Raw genomic sequence first — 22,555 nt, 5'->3', positions numbered from 1 at the left:
TAACTCCTTTTTTATCTTCTCTGGAACACACACAGTCCGTGCGCAGGTCCCTGCCAGACAGCCGTAAGCACCGGATTGTCCTCTCCGGCAAATGGGGGAATGGCATGCCATTCCCCTTCAGGTAAAACGATATCTGTCACCTCAAGCGTGGCGTTTATTGCAATCAGGAAACGGTCTGAAAGCAGGATTTGCATCTGTTTCGGGCCGTTTTGCCACTCATCCGCACTTAAGGGTTGTGCGTACTTATTCAGCCAGCGGACATTGCCATCGCCGTCTTCCCACCAGCAATCTCCGGTGAGAGCCGGGATTTGCTGGCGGAGATGAATCAGGGCGGCGGTAAATGTCGTTAGCCCACTGTTTGCCTGCTGCCAGTCCAGCCAGGTTAGCGCGTTATCCTGGCAGTAAGCGTTATTGTTACCGTGCTGGCTATGACCATGCTCATCGCCTGCCAGCAACATCGGCGTCCCCTGGGAGAGCAGCAGCGTGGTTAACAGCGCATGAATGCTGTCGCGCCGCCGTTCAATCAGGTCCAGCGAGCCGCCTAATCCTTCTTTACCATGATTGTCGCTGTAGTTATTGCTAGTGCCGTCCCGATTTTCCTCACCATTCGCTTCATTGTGCTTATTTGTGAAGCACACACAGTCGCGCAGCGTAAAACCGTCATGCGCGGTCACCAGATTGACGGTAGCGCTGGGTTTGCGGCCATTGCGTTTAAACACATCGCTGGATGCGGCGAAACGTCCGGCAAACTTCCCCAAAGACAGATTACGCTGAAGCCAGAAGCGTCGACTGGCATCGCGAAAATGGTCATTCCACTCGGCAAACGGCGGTGGGAAATTACCCACCTGATATCCGCCTTCACCAATATCCCACGGTTCCGCAATCAGTTTGACGCGAGAGAGCAGCGGACAGTTTTGGATCGCGGTAAACAGGGGGGCATCCTGACGAAACGCAGGCGTACGCCCCATGACGGAAGCTAAATCAAAACGAAAACCATCGACGTGGCAGGTTTCAACCCAGTAACGCAGGCATTCACAGGCATACTCCACGACACCAGGATGGCTCAGATTGAGGGTGTTCCCACAGCCGGTCCAGTTGTAGTAATCACCATCGTCCCTGATCCAATAATAGCTACGGTTATCAATTCCGCGCAGCGAGAAGACAGGCCCCTCAAGATCCAGTTCGGCACTGTGGTTCAAAACGATATCGAGAATGACCTCAATACCCGCTTTATGCAGTGCTTTTACCGCATCACGAAACTCATCCAACGCACTCTCTGGCGAGCAGGCATAGGCTGGATGCAATGCAAACATCGCCACCGGGTTGTACCCCCAGTAGTTCGACAACCCCAACCGCTGAAGGCGCGGTTCGTTGGCGAAATGTGCAACGGGCAACAGCTCCAGCGCGGTAATGCCAAGACGCTTGAAATAGTCGAGCATCACCGGATGACCGAGCGCTTTGTAGGTACCGCGTATCTCTTCAGGGATATCAGGATGCAGATACGTCAGCCCTTTGACATGCGCTTCGTAAATCACGGTATTGCCCCACGGCGTGCGTGGCGGGGTATCGTCTTCCCAGTCATACCGGTCTGACACCACCACGCTTTTCAGGGCGATGGCGGCATTATCGTGATGATCCGGTTCATCAATCCCGCCGTGCAGCAGAGGGTTATCTTTTAATTCACCTTCAACCCGACGCGCGCAAGGGTCGAGAAGCAGCTTCGCCGGATTGAAGCGGTGACCCTGCCCAGGCTGCCACGGTCCATGCACGCGATAACCGTAGCGCAGACCTGGTCTGGCATCGGCCAAATAGCCGTGCCAGATATCCCCGCTACGCCCCGGCAGGTCATAGCGGTGTTCGCAACCTTGCTCGTCGAATACGCATAACTCAACGCGTTCGGCATGGGCCGAGAAAAGGGTGAAATTGACGCCATGGCCGTCATACGTTGCACCATGGGGTGTGGCGTTGCCGGTTGCCAGTTGCGTCATTCCCCCTCCCGAACCAGCCAAATCGTTGCCAGCGGTGGCAACGTGAGGCTCAGTGAGTGTTGACGCCCATGGCTGGCGATTTCATCACTGTGCACAGCCCCACCATTACCGGTATTGCTGCCGTGGTAATGCATCGAGTCGGTATTGAGGATTTCACGCCATTTGCCCGGTTGATTGATGCCGAAACGGTAGCCATGGCGCGGCACTGGCGTGAAGTTACTGGCGACGATAATTTCATTACCAACCTTGTCACGGCGGACAAAAATCAGCACCGACCGTTCGTTGTCATCCACCACCAGCCACTCAAAGCCATAGGCATCAAAATCAAGCTCATGCAACGCTTTATGATGACGATAGGTGTGGTTCAGGTCGCGTACCAGTCGCTGTACACCGTGGTGCCAGTTGTCGCCCCCTTCCAGCAAATGCCAGTCAAGGCTGGCGTCGTGGTTCCACTCGCGTCCCTGAGCAAATTCGTTCCCCATAAACAGCAGTTTCTTACCAGGGAAGGCCCACATCCAGCCGTAATAGGCACGCAGGTTGGCAAATTTCTGCCATGCGTCTCCCGGCATGCGGTCGAGAATCGATTTCTTACCGTGTACGACTTCATCGTGTGACAGTGGCAGAACAAAATTTTCGGTGTAGTTGTACAGCATGCCGAAGGTCAGCTTATCGTGGTGATACTGACGATGAACCGGGTCCAGCTTCATGTAATCCAGCGTGTCGTGCATCCAGCCCAGGTTCCACTTGTACCAGAAACCTAAACCGCCCATATCCTGCGGCCTGGAGACACCGGCAAAATCGGTGGACTCTTCCGCCATGCTCACGGCACCAGGAACCTGTTCGCCAAGAATACGGTTGGTATTGCGCAAGAACTCAATGGCTTCGAGGTTTTCGCGACCACCAAATTCATTCGGGATCCATTCCCCTTCTTTACGGCTGTAGTCGCGATAAATCATTGATGCCACGGCATCCACACGCAGCGCATCGATACCAAAGCGCTCAATCCAGTACAGGGCGTTGCCCACCAGATAGTTGCTGACTTCACGGCGGCCATAGTTGTAGATCAGCGTATTCCAGTCCTGGTGATAGCCTTCACGCGGGTCGCTGTGTTCATACAAACTGGTGCCATCAAACTGAGCCAGACCAAAGTCGTCCGACGGGAAATGACCCGGAACCCAATCGAGGATCACGTTCAGCCCCGCCTGATGGGCGGCATTGACAAAATAGCGGAAGTCATCGCGTGTGCCGAAACGGCGGGTCGGCGCGTACATGCCGGTAGGCTGGTAACCCCAACTGCCGTCAAACGGGTGTTCGTTGATCGGCAGCAGTTCGAGATGGGTAAAGCCCATCCACTTTGCGTAGGGAACCAACTGATCTGCCAGCTCACGATAGCTCAGCCAGAAGTTGTTATCGGTATGGCGACGCCATGAACCCAGATGCACTTCATAGATAGAGATTGGCGCATCAAACTGATTAGCTCTTTTGCGCTCCTCAGTTTGCACCACTTTTTCCGGCAAACCGCAGATAAGCGATGCAGTTTCCGGGCGCATTTGCGCTTCAAACGCGTAGGGGTCGGCTTTAATACGCAGCTTACCGTTCGCATCGATCATCTCGTATTTATACAGCTGACCCTGCTGGGCTCCGGGGATAAACAGTTCCCAGATACCACTCTCTTTACGCAGGCGCATGGGGTGGCGGCGGCCATCCCAATAGTTGAACTGTCCCACGACTGAAACACGCTGTGCATTCGGCGCCCAGACGGAAAAACGCGTGCCGGTAACGCCATCCATGGTGTCTGCATGCGCCCCCAGCGTCTCGTAAGGTCGCAGATGCGTACCTTCAGATAACAGCCAGGCATCCATATCCTGGATTAGCGGGCCAAAACGATAAGGGTCATCAATCAGATTCTGCTGTCCATGCCAGACAACGGCCAACTGATAGCGAAAGAAATTTTTACGGCGGGGAAGTACAGCACAAAAAAAACCGCGAGAGTCGAGGCAATCCAGCTTGCCCACTTTACGTCCGGTCTTTGGTTCGATCACCCACACTTCGGTGGCATCGGGTAATAGGGCGCGGACTTCGAGTCCAGCTTCAGTTTGGTGCATACCCAGTACGGAAAAAGGATCCGCAAAATGGCCTGCAATTAGCGCATTAATCACGTCTCTATCGATACGAACGGACATGGTTGTCTTCCTGTTTTATGGTGTCACCCCTTCCAACTGATTTTCGACATCAGGTGCGACACTTCTTTGACCTGAACGGCGCAGCACAATTGTGCATCCTCTCTGCGTCGTCCCACCTTCAGGCAACAACTTAATACCTCCGGTACTAAGTCACCCTTAAAGAATAGCCAATGCTTTATCTTACTCCCGGTAAAAAATGAAACATCTGCGCTTACTCCTGTATTACGCAAAAAAAAGGGCGACTCAGCACCCAATGTTTATTCACAATATGTGTCTGCCAGATGGCGGTGCGGCCTTACCCGGCCTGCTGACTCGCGTCATTTACAGGCCCGATAAGCGTAGCGCCATCAGGCAGTCCCGCATTACGCCAGCTGACGCAGCATACGGCGCAGTGGCTCCGCGGCACCCCAGAGCAGTTGGTCGCCTACGGTAAAGGCTGACAGGAACTCCGGTCCCATATTCAGCTTACGCAGACGGCCTACTGGCGTGGTCAACGTACCGGTAACGGCCGCTGGGGTTAACTCACGCATAGTGATATCCCGATCGTTTGGCACTACTTTTGCCCACGGATTGTGCGCAGCAAGCAGTTCTTCAACGGTCGGAATAGACACATCTTTTTTCAGTTTAATGGTGAATGCCTGGCTATGGCAGCGCAGCGCACCGACGCGCACGCACAAACCATCAACCGGAATCACCGAAGACGTGTTGAGAATTTTGTTGGTTTCCGCCTGCCCCTTCCACTCTTCACGGCTCTGGCCGTTATCGAGCTGTTTGTCGATCCACGGAATCAGGCTACCGGCCAGCGGTACGCCAAAGTTATCAACCGGCAGTTCACCGCTACGGGACAGGGTCGTGACTTTGCGTTCGATGTCGAGGATAGCAGAGGAAGGTGTCGCCAGTTCATCGGCCACATGGCTATACAGATGCCCCATCTGCGACAGCAGTTCACGCATATGACGTGCGCCGCCGCCGGAGGCCGCCTGGTAAGTTGCCACGGATACCCAGTCAACCAAATCATTGGCAAACAGGCCGCCGAGCGACATCAGCATCAGGCTAACGGTGCAGTTACCGCCGACAAAAGTCTTAATACCTTTGTTCAGACCGTCGGTAATGACATCCTGGTTAACCGGATCGAGAATGATGATGGCATCGTCTTTCATGCGCAATGAAGAAGCCGCGTCAATCCAGTAACCCTGCCAACCGCTTTCACGAAGCTTTGGATAGATTTCGTTGGTATAATCGCCGCCCTGACAGGTCACGATAATGTCCAGCGCCTTCAGCGCGTCCAGATCAAAAGCGTCCTGAAGTGTGCCGGTAGTCGAACCACCGAACGTCGGTGCCGCCTGCCCGAGCTGGGAAGTAGAAAAGAAAACAGGGCGAATGGCGTCAAAGTCGCGCTCTTCAACCATGCGTTGCATGAGAACAGAGCCGACCATACCGCGCCAGCCGATAAAACCAACATTTTTCATAGCGTTTTTTTCCTGCAGAGATGTGTGCTGTGTATGCTAACCAGTATCCTACTGGCCTATCCTTCACCATACAAAAAGCAGCCAAAGTCGCAAGTGAAATTAATCAATGATAGCGAAGCCATCAGTAATGCGACTTATCCCGCTGCGCAAGCAAGCAGAAAGTCCGCGGTAATTATCAGGGAATTTGAGTTATGAATGAAATCATTTCAGCGGCAGTTTTATTGATCCTGATTATGGATCCGCTCGGAAATCTGCCCATTTTCATGTCCGTATTGAAACATACCGAACCAAAACGCCGTCGCGCGATTATGATTCGCGAGCTGTTCATTGCTCTGTTGGTGATGTTCATTTTCCTGTTTGCGGGCGAGAAAATTCTGGCATTTCTTAACCTGCGAGCAGAAACCGTCTCCATCTCCGGAGGCATCATTTTGTTCCTGATTGCCATCAAAATGATTTTCCCCAGCGCCACCGGGAATAGCACCGGGCTTCCGGCAGGCGAAGAACCCTTTATCGTGCCGCTGGCGATTCCACTGGTTGCTGGTCCAACAATTCTGGCATCGTTGATGCTGCTATCGCACCAGTACCCGAATCAGATGGGGCATCTGGTGATTGCGCTACTGATCGCCTGGGGCGGTACCTTTGTGATTTTGTTGCAGTCTTCGCTGTTTTTACGTCTGCTGGGTGAGAAAGGGGTTAACGCCCTTGAGCGCCTGATGGGACTGATTCTGGTGATGATGGCCACCCAGATGTTCCTCGATGGCGTACGGATGTGGATGAAGGGGTAACGTATTCGTTGCACGCCGGGTGGCGGCTTCGCCTTACCCGGCCTACGGTATGAAATGTACTTGATGTAGGCCCGGTAAGCGCAAACGCCACCGGGCAACCGTTTTGAAGCTGGAGAGCATGGCATTTCAGAGAACGATTCCGTTCACATTATGTTCATTGCTTCTCTGAGATCTAGTCACCGGTGAACGTGTTAAGGGGGCTACGCAGCCCCCTTAACAATCCCGGCTCTCCGGCAGGAAAATCGCCACTTCGTGGTTCCCTCCGCTTATTCCTTCAGGCTACCGGGCCGGGCGCGAGGCAGCGTCCATGCAAAACGCGCCCTGAACCCGCATCCCTGCGGGTTCTCCCGGCCTTACGGAAACGCGTCGGCAATTTTCAGCCGGACCAGCCCACACCTCACCACCTGAGCTTTTACTTGAATACCTCTGAACAGCAAAACGGATATAGCTGAAAGCCAGAGCGCTGAAGCGACACCCTGGTCCGGCTGAAAATCGATGAGGTGTTGACGGCTGACCGGGTCTGCCCGCAGGGATGCGGGCAGAGGGGACGGCCTGCATGGATGCAGGCTCGGCCCCGACCCGACAGGCAGACGGAATAAGACGAATAACTCGCGCAGCGACGATTTTCCCGCCGGGAGCCTGGGTTGCAAGGGAGGCGGCGGTGAGCCTCCCTTGCACGTTCACGGGTATCAGAGTTTCAGAGAAATGACACCACTGAGGTGAACGGAAACCTGAGCAATAGTCACATGTTCACCCTACATGCTTAACTGAACGGCATTGCGCTGTAATTTCAGGTATTCCTTACGCTTTTAACTCGCTGAAAAAGCGTATTTTCATTTCTGCGAGGAGCCTTCCGGAATGCCCTCTTGTCAGCATCGCAGATTAGCATTATCTTCTCGCTGCACCTGCAAAATCAGGTGCCAGAATTAGCCTTCTGAACTCCTTCATCGGTGACGCAAGTATTTTTGTGTCGCACGCTTAGGTACACTTCAATGGTGGACCGGGCGGGGGCGTCGCAAGACGCGCCGGTATCCGATGAGGCCGGTAAGGCTAACCCTGCTCGGTTCCACCGCCAGTGAGATTAGCCTCTCCAGTGGTGGATGAAAATCACTCATCGGAGGCTGCCCTATGGCGACTACCCCTCTCTTTTCACACTCTTTATTTACCCTGCCCTTTAGCCATGCCACGGATTTCACCGAGCTGGCGGATAACTGCGAGCGTTTTGTCGAAGGACTTGTTGAATGCCATGACCCGGTTGAAAAACTGGCGATTTGTGCGCGCCTGTCGGCCTGTCTGGCACTATTGCAACCAACCTTAACGGAACCCGTACCGCATCACCTGCAAGCCAGCCTGATGGTGGAAACATTCCCCACCCGTTCTCCCCTCTTTGAACCCGAGCCAGACCAGATGGGGCGTTACTGCCAGCTCTTGACGCATTTACTGATGAGCAAAATGCTGTCTGACGAGATGGAACGCGTGGCGGGTGATTTACTGCAGGATCTGGTGGGCTATTTCGCTGATACGTTAAAAGCGCCGCGTTGGTTGAAAACCGGGGATGGTGTGAGGATGCTGTAAAAAAGCCGGGTGGCGGCTTCGCCTGACCCGGCCTACGATGCGGATATGTAATTGATGTAGGCCCGGTAAGCGCAAGCGCCACCGGGCAACAAGACTCAGCTCAACAGCTGGAAAGCAATCATCCCGACAATTGCACCGACCGTACCGAGGATGGTTTCCATCATCGTCCAGGTCTTCAGCGTTTGCGCTTCCGTTGCACCGGTAAATTTACCGAACAGCCAGAAACCGGCATCGTTCACGTGGCTGACCACGATAGAGCCGCCCGCGATACAGATAGACAGTGCCGCCATCTGCGCACCGGAGAAGTTCAGTTGCTCAATCACTGGCATCACCAGACCCACAGCCGTTAAGCAGGCCACGGTCGCGGAACCCTGAATAATACGTACCGCCGCCGCCAGCACAAAGCAGGTAATGGCAATCGGCAAGCCCATACCGGTTAACGCTTCCCCCAAAGCAGGACCGACACCGGAATCCACCAGCACCTGTTTGAACACGCCACCGGCACCGATCACCAGCAGAATAATCCCCGCCGGTTGCAGCGCGTGGCCGCAGATCTCCATCACCCGGTCTTTCGCCATACCCTGACGAATGGCCAGACCATAAATAGCAACCAGACAGGCGACCAGAATCGCAGTGAACGGATGACCAATAAATTCGAACCATTCATACGCAGTAGAACCGACCGGCACAAAACGTGCGGCGATAGTTTTCAGGCCGACCAGCACCAGCGGCAGCAGGATCAGCGACAGGCTGAAGCCAAAGGATGGCATCTTGCCTTCGCCCAGATGCGGCTCGGTAATGTCTTCCGGTACATGCAGTTCAACGTAACGGCTGATAAAGTTGCCCCACAGCGGCCCGGCGATAATCATGCCCGGAATCGCCGCACACAGGCCAATCAGGATCATCCAGCCAAAGTCAGCGTGCATTTGCGAAGCCAGCAGCATTGGCGCCGGCCCTGGCAGCAGGAACGCGGCAGCAGCAGCCACACCCGCAAACAGTGGAATAACCAGCTTCACCAGGTTAGTTCCCGTATGGCGCGCCATCGAGAATGCGACACTTATCAGCAGCACAATCGCCACTTCAAAGAACAGCGGTAGCGCGCAAATCAGACCGGCCAGACCGATCGCATAATGCGCACGGCTGTGACCGAAGGATTTCAGCATTTTAACGGCAATCTGATCGACCGCGCCCGTCTCATGCAAAATCTTGCCGAACATCGCCCCCAGCGCCACCACAATCGCCAGAAAGCCGAGCGTGCCTCCCATCCCTTTTTCCATCGTTGCCGCGATTTTATCGAGCGGCATACCAGAAAAGAGACCTGCACCAATGGATACCACCATCAAAGCAACGAAGGCGTGCATACGCGCCTTCATTACTAAAAACAGCAGTAATAAAACGGACCCTACTGCTGTTAAAACAAGCGTTAATGTAGTCACTACTTACTGCCCTGGTTAATAACCTCAATGGTGCTAGCTACCACACCGTCCAGCGGCTGATCGATATCCACCACCAGAACATCGTTTTCATTTGCACCCGGTTCTTCCAGCGCTTCAAACTGAGTTACCAGCATCTGCGTTTTGAAGAAGTGACCTTTACGCGCCTTCAGACGACTTTCGATAACGTCAAAATCCCCTTTCAGGTAGATGAAAGAGAGATTCGGGTTACCGTCACGCAACTGGTCACGATAGTCTTTTTTCAAGGCAGAGCAGACGATCAGCGAAACCTTGTTGGTGCGCTGCATCGCGAAGGCGGCGTCATTCAGCGCCTGTAACCACGGTTTACGGTCGTCATCGTTTAATGGCTCACCGGAAGCCATTTTCATGATGTTGCTGCGCGGATGGAGAAAATCGCCATCAAGAAACGCGGCCTGCAGTTGATGCGCCACTTCGCTGGCGACAGCAGATTTACCGCTGCCCGATACGCCCATCAGAACGTAAACGTGGTGATCATGATTAGTCGTGCTCAAAGCGTTGCCCCCACTGGTACAAGAATCAGGAAATTGTTACGGGTAACTGTTATCGGTAACATTGTCCAGCCGGATAAATAGAGAAGCAATATCCATTCGTGCTCGAAGTGTATAAGTGTGAGCTACTTCAAACTTGTTGGGTTAAATAGATCCGCCCGGTGACAAGGTGAAACCTAAATCTAACATTTTAGGTGTGACTACCTCACCACGGATGCGCGCCAGCAGACGTTCTGCGCCAATACTGCCCATTCTTTCACGCGGCGTCAGTACGCTCGCCAGGCGCGGTTCCATCACCTGGCCGATATCGTGACCGTGAAAACCGGCAATCGCCATATCATCGGGTATTCTTAGTCCCAAACGCTGACATTCAAATGCTGCGCCTACCGCTAAGTCATCGTTGGTACAAAAAACACCGTCCAGCTGTGGATATTCACGCCGCGCCTGACGAATAAGCTCGATACCGGAAGAGTAGGAAGAAGACTGTTCCACCATCACGCTATAGGGCACCAGATTGGCGTCGCGCATGGCCTGTTCGTAGCCCCGCTGTTTGATGATAGTACGTTCATCAAGACGCGCACCCAGATAGGCAATATGGCGATGGCCACGCGCGATAATGGCGGCCGTCATCTGACGTGCGGCTTCAAAGTTGTCGAAGCCGACGGCAATATCCAGACACGGTGACTGGCTGTCCATCAGTTCAACGACCGGGATCCCCGCCACTTCGATCATTTTCAACGTCCGGGGTGTATGGCTACGTTCAGTGAGGATCAGACCATCGATATTCCACGACAGCATTGATTCCAGGCGCTCTTGTTCCATCTCCGGTTTATAGCCGTAGTGCGCCAACATGGTTTGATAGCCATGGGCGTCGGTGACGGCTTCTATGCCGCGCAGGACTTCAGCAAAAACCTGGTTGGTGAGAGACGGTAACAGCACGCCAATTGCACGGCTGGTGGCATTAGAAAGGATATCAGGAGCACGATTGGGAATATAACCCAGCTCATCAAGTGCAGCGGCAATTTTGCCCCGCAGCGCCACGGAGACCTGCTCCGGGTTACGCAAAAAGCGACTGACCGTCATTTTAGTCACGCCCACGCGGTCGGCTACATCCTGAAGTACGGGTCTTTTCTTTTTCATCGTCCTGAAGCGTTAAAAAGGGATAGATATCCCCAGTTTACCACGGACGTGCGGAATAAATGACAAAGGATGAAGAGCCGGATGGCGACGCTTTCGCGTCTTATCCGGCCTACATCAGTACGTAGGCCCGATAAGCTACGCGCCATCGGGCAAGATTACGCAGATTTATACTGGTGGCAGGTCAAACAGTAGCACTTCGCTATCGCTATCGGCATGAATAGAAATTGCCTGCTCATCCCAGATTGCGAGGCCATCGCTGGTAGTGGCTTTCGTCCCATTAATGGTGACGTTACCTTTTACCACCTGGATCCAGACGCGGCGTTCAGCGGCGATTTGATGCACCGACTGTTCATCTTTAAGCAGCGCCCAACGGTACAGCTCCATATCCTGGTAAACTTTCAGCGAACCCTCTCGTGCATCCGGTGACAGCACCAACTGTTTGCCCTGAACAGCATCGAAACGACGTTGCTCATAACGCGGTGTAATGCCATTTTCCTGCGGAATGATCCAGATCTGATACAGATGCAGCTTCTCGGTATCGCTTGGGTTGTACTCCGAATGACGGATCCCCGTCCCGGCGCTCATAATCTGGAATTCACCTGCCGGAACCTGCTCCTTATTGCCCATGCTGTCCTGATGTTCTACTGCGCCTTCCAGCACGTAGGTCAGAATTTCCATGTCTTTATGGGGATGAGTACCAAAGCCCTGACCTGCGTCGATTACGTCATCGTTGATCACGCGCAGTGCCGAGAATCCCATAAAATTCGGGTCATAGTAGTTGGCAAAAGAGAAAGTATGCCAGGAATCGAGCCAACCATGATTAGCATGACCACGGTCGTTAGCTTTGCGTAAATAGATCATTGTGTTCACCCCCAGATGTTTTCGATGGAGTAAGTGTGGACTCAATCCGGTTGGGATCATAGAGGGTGAAAATTGACTCCTCTGTTCAAAAAATATGAACAATCACAGAGGAGTCCATCAACGCTATTTAGCGAGGGTTATCGTGGCAGGCGTTGCCTGTTCAAAGGCGCGTTCGAGGATTTCCAGGTTGGTGAGAACTTCAGATTCCTTGACGTAATTAGGCGTACCCACTGTCAGCGTCTGATACAGCGCATCATAGACGCGGCCATAGTCGCCGACTTCCGGTTTCACCTCTTCTTTCACTGAGACGCCTTCATCATTGATGTACTCCAGCAGCCCAATGGAGTCGTCAGCGGCAAAACCGGGTTCTCCCGGCATGATATTGGCCTTCAGGCTGGTTTCCTGCTGATCGATGCCATACTTCACAAACGAGCCTTTTGTACCGTGGACGATAAACTTCGGATAATCGATTTTCACCAGATGACTGGTTTTGACAATGGCTTTCAGGTCACCGTAAAACAGCTGCGCTTCAAAAGTATCGTCCGGGTTCGCTTTGTTACGCAGGCTACGGATGTCGTAGGCCACATGGTCGGGGCGGCCGAACAGGGAGATAATTTGATCCATGGTGTGTACGCCCAGACCATAAAATGCGCCGTCCTGAGGCAGACCTGGTTTGGTTTCAGCGACCGGGCGGTAATAGTCAAAATGGCTTTCAACTTCAACAATCTCGCCCAACTTGCCGCTCTCAATCGCCTTTTTCGCGGTGAGGAAACAGGAGTCAAAACGACGATTCTGATATGGCGTAACGGTCAATCCCTTGCTTTGCGCTAGCTCAAACAGCTCTTTGGCTTGCGCAAGCGTCGGGGTGAAAGGTTTCTCAACCAGCACGCTTTTCCCGGCTTCCAGCGCACGTTTGGCGTATTCGAAATGGCTGTCAGCATGTGTACAGACGATCACCAGTTTCACCTGTGGATCATTTAAGATCTCGTCGAGGTCGCTGGTAAAGTGGATATGTGAATACTGCGGCGCCTGCTCTTCCGGTTTCGCGTTGCGGCGAAAAATATGTGCGACATGCCAGCTGTCTTTGCGGTTCAGGACATAAGGTAAATGGTAGCGAGTGGTACTTTTGCCAAAACCAATAAATGCGCAATGTAAGGCCATGAGACAATCCTTCTGAAGGTGAATGTCTACACCATAGCGCAAAGCGGCTGGAGACTGAATCCATCCTGTCATCGTGCCGGATGCGGAGTTGCCTTATCCGGCCTACAAAACTGAATCCATCCTGTTATCATGCCGGATGCGGCGTTGCCTTATCCGGCCTACCGCATTATACAGCCAAAAGATCGGGCGTAAGTGGCGTAGGCAGATTATTCACGGCCTGCGCGCAGCAACCGGAGCGTACACAGAGTACGTGAGGATTGCGAGCACAGCCCGGGATTAAGCTGGCAAGCAAACTAGCCCGAAACCCAGCCCAAAAAAAAGCCAGCAAAAGCTGGCTAAAGTAATACTGGAAGCAATGTGAGCAATGTCGTGCTTTCAGGTTCTCCGTAGGGGTTCCCCTGAACGCAGAGCAATAATAATCATTCTCATTCGCACTTGTCTACTTATTTTTGCAAAAAAATGCAGTTGACGGAATTTTCTTTCTCAGCGAGTGTAAATACACAATTACCCCTGCAGGAGATAAGGAATGAGTGAGATAGTGATACGCCACGCTGAACCAAAAGATTACGACGCTATTCGTCAGATCCATGCGCAGCCGGAGGTGTACCACAACACGCTACAGGTTCCTCATCCTTCCATGGAGATGTGGCAAGTGCGACTCGCCGAGCAGCCCGGCGTCAAACAACTGGTTGCCTGCATTGATGATATCGTCGTGGGACATCTTTCCATTGCCGTCGCCCAACGCCCGCGCCGCAGCCACGTCGCTGATTTTGGTATTTGTGTTGATGCTCGTTGGCAGAACCGCGGCGTTGCCAGCGCCCTGATTCGCACAATGATCGACATGTGCGACAACTGGCTGCGCGTCGATCGTATTGAGCTAACGGTGTTTGTTGATAATGAGCCTGCGGTCGCAGTCTATAAGAAGTACGGCTTTGAAATCGAAGGCACCGGCAAGAAATATGGCCTGCGCAACGGTGAGTACGTTGATGCTTACTTTATGGCGCGCGTGAAATAACGGGTAAGAAACCACCAGGAAGCACTCGCCGGGCCTGCATCAACGGCAGACCCGGCAATACCATCAATATCCCGCCGTTAAATCATCCACGGAACGCGGGTCGGACGCGCCATACAGTGCGCCATCCGGTCCAACCATAATGCTCTGAGTGCTGCCCATTGCTTCTTTCAGCACCACTTTCTGTCCTTTTTGCTCCAGCAACTTGAGCGTGTCCGGGCTAAAACCTTTTTCAACACGCAGTTCATCCGGCAACCACTGATGGTGGAAGCGCGGGGCATTGGTGGCCTCAGCGACGTTCATCCCAAAATCAATGCTGTTAACCACCATTTGCAGCACGGTAGTGATAATTCGACTCCCGCCAGGGCTGCCGGTAACCAACCAGGTTTTCCCGTCTTTAACCACAATTGTCGGCGACATCGACGACAACGGACGTTTCTTCGGTCCGACTGCGTTGGCATCGCCGCCCACCAGTCCGTAAACGTTCGGCACACCCGGTTTAGCAGAGAAATCATCCATCTCATTATTGAGCAGAATACCGGTGTTACCCGCCACAATACCGGTTCCGAAGGTGGTATTCAGGGTATAGGTCACCGCCACGGCATTCCCGTCTTTATCCACCACCGAGAAGTGAGTGGTCTGGTTGCTTTCATACGGGGCGAGCTTGCCAGGTTTGATCTGGCTGGAAGGCTTAGCTTTGTTGATATCAATCTGATCGGCAAGCGATTTAGCATAAGCTTTGTTGGTCAGCGCCTGCCACGGTACTTTCACAAAATCCGGGTCGCCAAGATATTCGGAACGGTCGGCGTAAGCATATTTTTCCGCTTCAGCCATGACCTGCATGGCATCGGCGCTGCCAAACCCGTACTTTTTCATATCGAAGTTTTCGAGAATGTTGAGGATCTGCACGATATGAATTCCCCCGGAAGATGGCGGCGGCATCGAGAAGACCTGATAACCACGGTAGTCACCGCTGATTGGCGCACGCTCTACAGCTTTGTAGTCAGCTAAGTCCGCTTTGGTGATAAGCCCGCCGTTCTTCTTCATCTCCTCGGCTATCTGATCGGCAATAGCCCCTTTATAAAACGCATCAGGGCCATTCTCGGCAATCATCTCCAGGCTTTTTGCCAGGTTCTTTTGCACCAGCTTATCGCCCTTTTTCAGCGGCTCGCCATCTTTCCAGAAAATGGCTTTGCTATTTTCGTGGTTGGGGAGCACTTCGCTGCCGTAGGTTTTCAAGTCGTCGGCCAGTGCGTCGTTAACCACAAATCCCTCTTCCGCCAGCTTCATTGCCGGACGTACCACTTTATTCAACGGCAGCGTACCGTACTTCTCCAGGGCCAGCGAAAAACCCGCCACGGTGCCTGGCGTACCGGAAGCCAGATGCGACGTCAGCGACTTTTTCGCATCGGCGTTACCCTGTTCATCAAGGAACATATCGCGAGTCGCGCCAGCTGGCGCCATTTCACGGAAATCAATTGCTGTCGTCTTCCCGTCTTTGGTGCGCAGCATCATAAAGCCGCCGCCACCCAGGTTACCCGCCTGCGGATGCGTCACCGCCAGCGCGTAACCAACGGCGACGGCAGCATCGACGGCATTCCCGCCCTGTTTAAGAATGTCCACCCCAACCTGGGTAGCTAAAGCATCCACGGAGGCCACCATCCCCTGCTGCGCACGCACAGGATGGAACACATCTTCTTCAACACCGTAGGATACCGGTGGCGGCGCAGCCGGTGCTGCCGCAACGCTAAAACAACTTCCTGAGAGCAGAGCAGCAATGGCTACCCGGCGTAAAAACGTCGGTTTTATCATCGTTATTCTCCAGATTTATGGGGTCGGCCCCCACTAAGCCTGGTGCATAACTCTGAAATAATCATCGTAACGGCGAGAAAGGAGTAAACTTAAACGATCCCCGAGAGGAGAAAAGCGATGAAACGACTCTTACTTTTAGCCATGCTATTGCCGTTTGCAGGCTTTGCACAGCCAATCAACACCATGAATAACCCGAATCAACCCGGTTATCAGATCCCGAGTCAACAGCGTATGCAAACACAAATGCAAACGCAGCAAATTCAGCAGAAAGGGATGCTCAACCAGCAGTTGCAAACGCAGACACGCATGCAGCAACAGCATATGGAAAACCAAATCAACACCAACTCCCAGCGAGTACGTCAGTCTCAGCCAGGTGAGTTGAATTCCGGCCAGCAGCAAATGCTGCCCAACAGCAATGGCGGGATGTTAAGCGGAACGCATAACCCGGACAACTCGCTGAATAAACAGCAACAGATGCTGCCGGAAAAAAAGAATGGCGACATGCTAAAACCGTCCAGCACGCCGCAACCTAACGTTCCGTTAAAAACGCTTGGACCTTAACAGGGCTGGAAATCCGACCCGATGACATCAATCGCATCGGTACAGATGCAGTCTACTCCCCAGCGTAGCAGTTCTGCCGCGCGCTGGGGTCGGTTGACGGTATACACCAGAATCCGCAGCCCCGCATCGCGCAACGCATCCACCCGCGCCTCATCCAGCAGCTTATGATTAAGATGAATAGAGACACAGCCCAACCGGGTGGTGAGCTCTCGCCAGTCGTCACGCCATTCATCAAGCAGTAAACCACGCGGCAGTTCTGGGGCCGCTTGCTGCGCCGCTTCAAGTGCATCAATTTCAAAAGATGACAGCAGCGGCGGCGTCATTCCCGCCCACAGTTCACGCGCGGCCAGTGCCACGGCTTTCCCGGTCAGCGTCCCGGTTCCGGTGGTCGGTTTGATTTCAATATTCGCCATCATGCCATGCTGGCGGCAGCGCTCCGCCACCTGGGAGAGCAGCGGCAATGGCTCGCCTTTAAACTCACCGCTAAACCAGCCGCCGGCATCAACACGCAGAAGATCCTGCCAGTTCAATTCACCCGCAACGCCCCAGCCGTTGCTGGTACGTTCCAGATTGTCGTCATGCAGCAGAAATATCTCACCGTCTTTCGACAATTTGGCATCGAATTCAATCATGGTGTGCCCGTATCGCGCCCCCACGTCAATCGCCGCCAGGGTATTTTCCGGTGCCAACTTACCGCCACCACGATGGGCGACAATATGGGGATAAGGCCAGTTACTCATACGCGTTGTCCTGTTTCGCCATCAAAGAGATGCAAATGATTGTCTGGCAGATGCAGCCATAGCGTGCTGCCTGCCGTCGGGCGATGCTGATGCGCCAGTCGCACCACCAGCTTTTGCTCACCCCAGCGTCCGTGTGCCAGGTTATCTGCGCCCAGCATTTCCAGCGTATCTAACACCAGCGGCACGCCGCCTTCGGCCTGCGAGCTTAGCGCAATATGCTCCGGGCGGATACCCAGCGTCATATTACGCCCACCAGACTCCCTGGCGCTTCTACCAAGCGGTAACGTCATACCGCCTTCCAGTTCAAAATGTGTGCCAGACGCGCTAACGTACCCATCCAGCAGGTTCATCGCCGGGCTACCGATAAAGCTCGCCACAAAGCGACTGGCGGGTTTTTCGTAGACTTCCACTGGCGTGCCAATCTGTTCAGCAATGCCCTTGTTCATCACCAGCACACGCTGGGCCAGCGTCATTGCCTCAACCTGATCGTGTGTGACGTACAACGAGGTGGTTTTCAGTCGGCGATGCAGATGTTGTAACTCAAGACGCATCTGCACACGCAGCTTTGCATCAAGGTTTGAAAGCGGTTCATCGAACAGGAATACCGCCGGGTCGCGGACAATCGCCCGCCCCATCGCCACGCGCTGACGTTGGCCGCCAGAAAGTTCACGTGGACGGCGTTTGAGCAGTTCGCCCAGCTCAAGAATACGCGCCGCCTCTTTCACCCGTTCGGCAATATGCTCCTTGCCCATTCCCCGAATCTTCAATCCCCAGGCCATGTTTTCTTCCACGCTCATATGCGGGTAGAGTGCATAGTTCTGGAACACCATCGCAATACCACGATCTTTCGGTTCCATTTCGGTGACTCGCTTATTATCAATCCAGATGTCGCCGCCGCTCACCCGCTCCAGACCGGCGACCATCCGCAGCAACGTAGACTTTCCGCAACCGGATGGGCCTACCATCACAATGAATTCCCCGTCCGCGACGTCCAGCGTCAGCGGTTTAATCACCTGGGTTTTGCCGTCCCAGCTTTTGGTTACTGCCTGTAGTTTTAAACCAGCCATTTTTATTTCTCACTATCGACCAGGCCGCGTACGAAGGCACGCTGCATGGCTAACACGATGATTACCGGAGGGATGAGCGTCAGCAGCATGGCAGCCATCACCTGGTTCCATTGGGTAGTGCCTTCACCGGTAGCAATCATGCCTTTGATGCCTGCTACGGCGGTGCCCAGGTTAACGTCGGTAATAATTAACAACGGCCACAGATACTGGTTCCAGCCGTAGATGAAGGTGATCACGAACAACGCCGCCAGATTGGTTTTCGACAGTGGCAGCACGATATCGCGGAAAAAACGCATCGGCGACGCACCGTCAATACGCGCCGCTTCAACCAGCTCATCTGGTAGCGTCATAAAGAACTGACGGAACAGGAATGTCGCGGTAGCCGATGCCATGAGCGGCAACGTCAGACCCGCATAACTGTCGAGCATCTTCAGGTTGGCGATAACCTCCACCGTCGGGAAGATACGCACCTCCACCGGCAGCATCAGGGTGATAAAAATCATCCAGAAGAACAGGTTACGCAGAGGAAAGCGAAACCAGACAATGGCGAACGCGGACAGCATAGAGACGGTGATTTTTCCCACCGTAATACTGAATGCCATGATGAAACTGTTGAGCATCATCAGCCAGAACGGTGCGCTATTTACCCCTACACCATTGACCCAAATGTATTTCATGTTTTCCAGCAGTTGTGTGCCGGGCACCAGCGTCATCGGCGTTTCAAACACCGCTTTGTTATCCAGCGTCGCCGCAACAAACGCGACGTACAGCGGAAACAAGATCACCATGATCCCCAGAATCAACATGGTATGGCTGAATATTGTCAGCCCGCGACGATTCTCAATCATTGGTAACGCACCTTACTTTCCACATAGCGGAACTGCACCACCGTCAAAATAATGACGAGGAACATCAGCACGACCGACTGCGCGGCTGATGCGGAGAGATCCAGTCCGACAAAACCTTCACGATAGATTTTATAAATTAGCGTAGTGGTAGCCTGCACTGGCCCACCCGCTGTCGCAGCATCGATCACCGGGAAGGTGTCAAAGAAGGCGTAAACCAGGTTCACCACCAGCAGAAAAAAGCTAACCGGCGCGATTAGCGGTAGCGCTAATTTAAAGAAGCGGCGAATCGGCCCAGCGCCATCAATTGCAGCCGCTTCGATCAGTGAACGCGGGATCGACTGCAGTGCGGCAAAGAAGAACAGGAAGTTGTAACTAATCTGCTTCCAGACTGATGCAAACACCACCAGAAACATCGCCTGACCGCTGTTTTGCGCATGGTTCCAGTCATAGCCAAATTCACCGAGAAAATGGGTAATCAGCCCACGTCCTGGGTTAAACAGAAAGATCCACAGCACGGCGGCAACCGCAGGCGCAACGGCGTAAGGCAACAGCATCAGCGTTTGATAAAAACGGCTTCCGCGTACCACATAATTCACCAACGCGGCAAAAAATAACGACACCAACAGGCCGCTTACCGTAACCAACGAGCTGAACTTGATAGTGGTCCAGAACGAATCAAGGTAGTACGGGTCATGGAACAGTGCGACAAAGTTTTCCAGCCCGACGAACTGACTGGAAAGACCAAAGGGATCAACGCTTTGCAGTGAGTACCACAGCGCTTCACCGGCAGGCCAGATAAAGAAAATAACGGTGATAACCAACTGCGGGGCAACCAATGCGTAAGGCAGCCAGCGCGATTTAAACACCGGACGGGATGATGACATGAAGTTTTTATTCCTGAGCAGTGCCGGATGGCGCTGCGCTTATCCGACCTACGGGTATGAGTAGGCCGGGTAAGGCGTAGCCGCCTCCCGGCATTTCACGATTAAGACTTGGTCGATTGCTCAAAGCGGCGCAGTAACTGGTTGCCACGTTCAACGGCAGCATCCAGCGCCTGTTGCGGGGTTTTCTTCCCGGTCCATACACTTTCCAGCTCTTCATCCACGATGGTACGGATCTGCGGCATATTGCCCAGGCGCAGCCCTTTAGTGAACGGCAACGGCGGCTTGTTCAGCATCTGACGAGTTGCGATATCCGCACCTGGGTTCTTATCATAGAAACCCTGCTCGCGGGTCAGATCGTAGGCGGCGGTGGTGATGGGCAGATAACCTGTTTTCTGATGCCATTCAGCAGCAATTTCAGGTTTTGCCAGGAAGTTGAGGAACTCCGCGACGCCCTGGTAGGTTGCTTTGTCTTTACCCTGCATCACCCACAGACTGGCTCCACCAATAATGGCGTTCTGCGGTGCACCTTTCACATCAGCATCGTATGGCATCATACCAACGCCATAGTTGAATTTAGCGTAGTGGCGGATATCCGCCAGAGAGCCGGACGATGCTGTGGTAATCGCACAATCACCGTTGTAGAACTTCTCGGTGGATTCATCTTTACGCCCGAAATAGCTGAAATCGCCCTTTTTATTCAGCTCTTCCAGCAGCGCGATATGTTTCACCTGCTCCGGCTTGTTGAACTCCAGTACTGCATCTGTACCGTCAAAACCGTTATTTTCAGTCGCAACCGGTAATCCGTTCCAGGCGCTGAAGTTTTCAATCTGGATCCAGCCCTGCCAGCCGCTGGCATACCCGCACTTCATACCTGCGGCTTTCAGCTTCGCGGTGTACTCCGCCAGATCCTGCCAGGTTTTCGGCGGTTGTTCAGGATCTAAACCGGCTTTTTTGAAGGCGTCTTTGTTGTAGTACAGCACCGGAGTGGAACTGTTAAACGGCTGAGAGAGCAAATGTCCGGTTTTAGAGTCGGTGTAATAACCTGAAACCGTCGGCACGAACTGAGATTCATCGAAGTTAATCCCGGCCTCTTTAAACACTTCATAGACCGGTTTAATGGCTTTGGAGGCCATCATCGTGGCGGTACCGACTTCATAAACCTGCAGCAGTGCAGGTGCGTTTCCGGTACGGAAGGCGGCAATACCCGCGCTCAGACTCTGCTCATAGTTGCCTTTGTACTGCGGAACAATTTTGTAGTCAGGATGAGCCTCATTAAAACGTTGCGCCAGTGAATCAACTTCTTTACCCAGTTCGCCTTCCATTGAATGCCAGAACGGGATGGTGGTAACTGCCAGTGCCTGACCTGCAAACGCCAGGCTAAGTGCCAGTCCTAAAGCTGTATGTCGTAACGATATCATCGGTTATCTCTCTTGTTGTGCCGTATGCGCGATATCACGCGTTTTATGCTCGCGGGGGTAACATGACATGCTCGAATGACAGAAAAATAACTTTTTTATTACAAAAAAAAGATAGTAAGGCGACAAACAGATGGCAAGGCGGTGAAAGCGGAGTGACAGGAAAATGCGGGGTGGAGCACAACAAAGCCGGGGAAGTGCCTTACCCGGCCCATAAAAAGATTTGCCGTACAGATGAGATCACTCAGGTTGTGCGAACGTAAACTCCAGCGCCAGGCCCAGGATCTGCATACCATGAATGTTATCTTCCGGAGATATCGCCACCAGGCTTTCCAGAAACTTGAGTCGCCGTGACTGGGCGTTGATGATGAGTTTTCCCCGTAATGCAGGAAGCTTCAGTGAAGAGATGGGATAAACCACGCGCCCACAGACTTCCACCGGCAGCCTGCGCAAATCGACTTGCTGAAGTACGCCCACAGAGGAATACAGCAGCGCTACAGGCGTTACGGCGAGCAACGGTGAGAGACTAATACTGACAAAATCCAGCAAGAGTTCTGGACGCAGATAGTTCAGCCCATTAAACGAAACCGTGACGCCATCAATTGCGGGCATGGGCTGCACATTAGTTTGACGCGGCGAATCATTCATGCAATTACCATTGATATAAAATATAAATCAAGCTATTGATTATGCAGAATATAGCGTACAAATGCTGGGACAGAACTCGCAATCCCTGAAGGTATGAATGATTGCGTTGCCAGTCTTACTCTCTTCGCCAGCGTCGTTCATATTCGTTCTGTAAACGCTGCTGCTCCCGCCGCTCACGGTCACGCTGGATATCCGATTTTTCATCTTCCCAACCCGGACACACTGAACTGCTGAATACCTCGCAGGGTGAGTTGGATTGTGCTAACGGGTTGACCGGCTTTTCTTGCCAGATTGCAGGATCGCGCGGATCGAAAGTTTGCTCATTCACTGCCTGCGCACTGAATGAGCAGGCCACTAGCAGACTTCCAATAGCCATACAGGCACCTGAACGTGTCATCCTTTCTCCATGTTCATTTTTATTATTGATAATCATTATCAATAAT

Annotated in this window: 20 protein-coding genes; 4 read left to right on the top strand and 16 right to left on the bottom strand. The window is 53.2% G+C overall.

The genetic code is table 11. The features are described from left to right. Positions 1–11: 11 nt before the first annotated feature. The 3 genes from glgX to asd all read right to left on the bottom strand — a co-directional run bounded on the left by glgX (position 12) and on the right by asd (position 5,640). Positions 12–1,988: a glycogen debranching protein GlgX gene (gene glgX / locus NNN64_RS10755; protein WP_271441377.1), complete on the bottom strand. Its 1,977-nt coding sequence runs from the start codon at positions 1,986–1,988 to the stop codon at positions 12–14. Further along, on the bottom strand, positions 1,985–4,171 hold the full coding sequence (glgB, locus tag NNN64_RS10750; protein ID WP_271441376.1) for a 1,4-alpha-glucan branching enzyme: 2,187 nt from the start codon (positions 4,169–4,171) through the stop codon (positions 1,985–1,987). The genes glgX and glgB overlap by 4 nt, the downstream gene beginning before the upstream one ends. 362 nt (positions 4,172–4,533) lie before the next feature. Continuing rightward, entirely contained in the window at positions 4,534–5,640 is a 1,107-nt protein-coding gene (asd, locus tag NNN64_RS10745) for an aspartate-semialdehyde dehydrogenase (RefSeq protein ID WP_271441375.1), read from the bottom strand. Positions 5,641–5,831: 191 nt separating this feature from the next. On the opposite strand from asd, the gene yhgN reads away from it, so the two are divergent. Beyond that, a complete protein-coding gene (gene yhgN / locus NNN64_RS10740) occupies positions 5,832–6,425 on the top strand; it encodes an NAAT family transporter YhgN (protein ID WP_006687438.1) in 594 nt (197 codons plus the stop codon). Positions 6,426–7,553: 1,128 nt separating this feature from the next. Beyond that, positions 7,554–8,000: a hypothetical protein gene (locus NNN64_RS10735; RefSeq protein ID WP_271441374.1), complete on the top strand. Its 447-nt coding sequence runs from the start codon at positions 7,554–7,556 to the stop codon at positions 7,998–8,000. Between the two features lie 95 nt (positions 8,001–8,095). Here the strand turns inward: NNN64_RS10735 and gntU are convergent, their stop codons facing one another. The 5 genes from gntU to NNN64_RS10710 all read right to left on the bottom strand — a co-directional run bounded on the left by gntU (position 8,096) and on the right by NNN64_RS10710 (position 13,125). Further along, on the bottom strand, positions 8,096–9,436 hold the full coding sequence (gntU, locus tag NNN64_RS10730) for a gluconate transporter (protein ID WP_137381956.1): 1,341 nt from the start codon (positions 9,434–9,436) through the stop codon (positions 8,096–8,098). Then, entirely contained in the window at positions 9,436–9,966 is a 531-nt protein-coding gene (gene gntK, locus NNN64_RS10725) for a gluconokinase (protein ID WP_032940611.1), read from the bottom strand. The genes gntU and gntK overlap by 1 nt, the downstream gene beginning before the upstream one ends. Before the next feature lie 141 nt (positions 9,967–10,107). Further along, positions 10,108–11,103, bottom strand: coding sequence for a gluconate operon transcriptional repressor GntR (gene gntR, locus NNN64_RS10720; protein WP_271441373.1), 996 nt, complete (start codon positions 11,101–11,103; stop codon positions 10,108–10,110). Positions 11,104–11,268: 165 nt separating this feature from the next. After that, on the bottom strand, positions 11,269–11,964 hold the full coding sequence (gene yhhW, locus NNN64_RS10715; protein ID WP_271441372.1) for a quercetin 2,3-dioxygenase: 696 nt from the start codon (positions 11,962–11,964) through the stop codon (positions 11,269–11,271). 123 nt (positions 11,965–12,087) lie between these two features. Further along, entirely contained in the window at positions 12,088–13,125 is a 1,038-nt protein-coding gene (locus NNN64_RS10710; protein ID WP_271441371.1) for an oxidoreductase, read from the bottom strand. A gap of 526 nt (positions 13,126–13,651) precedes the next feature. Between NNN64_RS10710 and yhhY the strand changes: the two genes are divergently transcribed. Further along, positions 13,652–14,140, top strand: coding sequence for an N-acetyltransferase (gene yhhY, locus NNN64_RS10705; protein WP_137381960.1), 489 nt, complete (start codon positions 13,652–13,654; stop codon positions 14,138–14,140). Between the two features lie 63 nt (positions 14,141–14,203). Here the strand turns inward: yhhY and ggt are convergent, their stop codons facing one another. Continuing rightward, entirely contained in the window at positions 14,204–15,949 is a 1,746-nt protein-coding gene (ggt, locus tag NNN64_RS10700) for a gamma-glutamyltransferase (RefSeq protein ID WP_271441370.1), read from the bottom strand. A 117-nt stretch (positions 15,950–16,066) separates the two neighbouring features. Here ggt and NNN64_RS10695 point away from each other — a divergent pair, with 117 nt between their 5' ends. After that, positions 16,067–16,510 (top strand): DUF2756 family protein, encoded by a 444-nt coding sequence (locus tag NNN64_RS10695; RefSeq protein ID WP_202037535.1) that lies wholly within the window; start codon positions 16,067–16,069, stop codon positions 16,508–16,510. On the opposite strand, the gene ugpQ is transcribed toward NNN64_RS10695, so the two are convergent. The 7 genes from ugpQ to NNN64_RS10660 form a co-directional block, all read right to left on the bottom strand. Further along, positions 16,507–17,250: a glycerophosphodiester phosphodiesterase gene (ugpQ, locus tag NNN64_RS10690; RefSeq protein WP_271441369.1), complete on the bottom strand. Its 744-nt coding sequence runs from the start codon at positions 17,248–17,250 to the stop codon at positions 16,507–16,509. The genes NNN64_RS10695 and ugpQ overlap by 4 nt on opposite strands. Further along, complete coding sequence (locus NNN64_RS10685) at positions 17,247–18,317, bottom strand: sn-glycerol-3-phosphate import ATP-binding protein UgpC (protein ID WP_271441368.1); 1,071 nt, start codon at positions 18,315–18,317, stop codon at positions 17,247–17,249. Before NNN64_RS10685 ends, ugpQ begins: the two co-directional genes overlap by 4 nt. A gap of 2 nt (positions 18,318–18,319) precedes the next feature. Then, complete coding sequence (gene ugpE, locus NNN64_RS10680; RefSeq protein WP_137381964.1) at positions 18,320–19,165, bottom strand: sn-glycerol-3-phosphate ABC transporter permease UgpE; 846 nt, start codon at positions 19,163–19,165, stop codon at positions 18,320–18,322. Beyond that, positions 19,162–20,049, bottom strand: a complete 888-nt coding sequence (gene ugpA, locus NNN64_RS10675) for a sn-glycerol-3-phosphate ABC transporter permease UgpA (protein WP_271441367.1) — start codon at positions 20,047–20,049, stop codon at positions 19,162–19,164. The genes ugpE and ugpA overlap by 4 nt, the downstream gene beginning before the upstream one ends. 101 nt (positions 20,050–20,150) lie before the next feature. Continuing rightward, complete coding sequence (ugpB, locus tag NNN64_RS10670; protein WP_271441366.1) at positions 20,151–21,467, bottom strand: sn-glycerol-3-phosphate ABC transporter substrate-binding protein UgpB; 1,317 nt, start codon at positions 21,465–21,467, stop codon at positions 20,151–20,153. Positions 21,468–21,704: 237 nt separating this feature from the next. Continuing rightward, entirely contained in the window at positions 21,705–22,112 is a 408-nt protein-coding gene (locus NNN64_RS10665) for a dTDP-glucose pyrophosphorylase (RefSeq protein ID WP_271441365.1), read from the bottom strand. Positions 22,113–22,227: 115 nt separating this feature from the next. Beyond that, on the bottom strand, positions 22,228–22,509 hold the full coding sequence (locus tag NNN64_RS10660) for a hypothetical protein (protein WP_271441364.1): 282 nt from the start codon (positions 22,507–22,509) through the stop codon (positions 22,228–22,230). Positions 22,510–22,555: the final 46 nt, after the last annotated feature.

The organism is Citrobacter sp. Igbk 14 (assembly GCF_028069825.1).
GTDB lineage: Bacteria > Pseudomonadota > Gammaproteobacteria > Enterobacterales > Enterobacteriaceae > Citrobacter.
Note: the sequence above shows the minus strand (reverse complement) of the source record. Positions and strands in the feature narration are given on the sequence as shown.

What these genes read in the sequence shown, in the direction of transcription:
- ugpB (WP_271441366.1), bottom strand. Translation starts at nt 21,467, where the DNA reads ATGATATCGTTACGACATACAGCTTTAGGACTGGCACTTAGCCTGGCG.
- ugpA (WP_271441367.1), bottom strand. Translation starts at nt 20,049, where the DNA reads ATGTCATCATCCCGTCCGGTGTTTAAATCGCGCTGGCTGCCTTACGCA.
- yhhY (WP_137381960.1), top strand. Translation starts at nt 13,652, where the DNA reads ATGAGTGAGATAGTGATACGCCACGCTGAACCAAAAGATTACGACGCT.
- ggt (WP_271441370.1), bottom strand. Translation starts at nt 15,949, where the DNA reads ATGATAAAACCGACGTTTTTACGCCGGGTAGCCATTGCTGCTCTGCTC.
- NNN64_RS10665 (WP_271441365.1), bottom strand. Translation starts at nt 22,112, where the DNA reads ATGAATGATTCGCCGCGTCAAACTAATGTGCAGCCCATGCCCGCAATT.
- ugpQ (WP_271441369.1), bottom strand. Translation starts at nt 17,250, where the DNA reads ATGAGTAACTGGCCTTATCCCCATATTGTCGCCCATCGTGGTGGCGGT.
- NNN64_RS10710 (WP_271441371.1), bottom strand. Translation starts at nt 13,125, where the DNA reads ATGGCCTTACATTGCGCATTTATTGGTTTTGGCAAAAGTACCACTCGC.
- NNN64_RS10695 (WP_202037535.1), top strand. Translation starts at nt 16,067, where the DNA reads ATGAAACGACTCTTACTTTTAGCCATGCTATTGCCGTTTGCAGGCTTT.
- NNN64_RS10660 (WP_271441364.1), bottom strand. Translation starts at nt 22,509, where the DNA reads ATGACACGTTCAGGTGCCTGTATGGCTATTGGAAGTCTGCTAGTGGCC.
- gntR (WP_271441373.1), bottom strand. Translation starts at nt 11,103, where the DNA reads ATGAAAAAGAAAAGACCCGTACTTCAGGATGTAGCCGACCGCGTGGGC.
- NNN64_RS10735 (WP_271441374.1), top strand. Translation starts at nt 7,554, where the DNA reads ATGGCGACTACCCCTCTCTTTTCACACTCTTTATTTACCCTGCCCTTT.
- yhgN (WP_006687438.1), top strand. Translation starts at nt 5,832, where the DNA reads ATGAATGAAATCATTTCAGCGGCAGTTTTATTGATCCTGATTATGGAT.
- glgB (WP_271441376.1), bottom strand. Translation starts at nt 4,171, where the DNA reads ATGTCCGTTCGTATCGATAGAGACGTGATTAATGCGCTAATTGCAGGC.
- glgX (WP_271441377.1), bottom strand. Translation starts at nt 1,988, where the DNA reads ATGACGCAACTGGCAACCGGCAACGCCACACCCCATGGTGCAACGTAT.
- asd (WP_271441375.1), bottom strand. Translation starts at nt 5,640, where the DNA reads ATGAAAAATGTTGGTTTTATCGGCTGGCGCGGTATGGTCGGCTCTGTT.
- NNN64_RS10685 (WP_271441368.1), bottom strand. Translation starts at nt 18,317, where the DNA reads ATGGCTGGTTTAAAACTACAGGCAGTAACCAAAAGCTGGGACGGCAAA.
- yhhW (WP_271441372.1), bottom strand. Translation starts at nt 11,964, where the DNA reads ATGATCTATTTACGCAAAGCTAACGACCGTGGTCATGCTAATCATGGT.
- ugpE (WP_137381964.1), bottom strand. Translation starts at nt 19,165, where the DNA reads ATGATTGAGAATCGTCGCGGGCTGACAATATTCAGCCATACCATGTTG.